The sequence below is a fragment of the Klebsiella sp. 1SOBk10mer genome (assembly GCF_046602535.1).
GTDB lineage: Bacteria > Pseudomonadota > Gammaproteobacteria > Enterobacterales > Enterobacteriaceae > Klebsiella > Klebsiella quasipneumoniae.
Genome location: NZ_JBKIUP010000082.1, coordinates 1 through 222 on the forward strand (window position 1 = coordinate 1; position 222 = coordinate 222).

The 222-nt window shown below is 54.5% G+C and carries 1 rRNA gene; it reads right to left on the bottom strand.

Annotated features, from left to right (window positions below):
• Positions 1-222: ribosomal RNA gene (locus ACLH1I_RS26730) — 16S ribosomal RNA — on the bottom strand; the annotation flags it as partial.

Sequence of the window (222 nt, forward strand, 5' to 3'; positions counted from 1 at the left end):
ATATGCCATTGTAGCACGTGTGTAGCCCTGGTCGTAAGGGCCATGATGACTTGACGTCATCCCCACCTTCCTCCAGTTTATCACTGGCAGTCTCCTTTGAGTTCCCGGCCGAACCGCTGGCAACAAAGGATAAGGGTTGCGCTCGTTGCGGGACTTAACCCAACATTTCACAACACGAGCTGACGACAGCCATGCAGCACCTGTCTCACAGTTCCCGAAGGC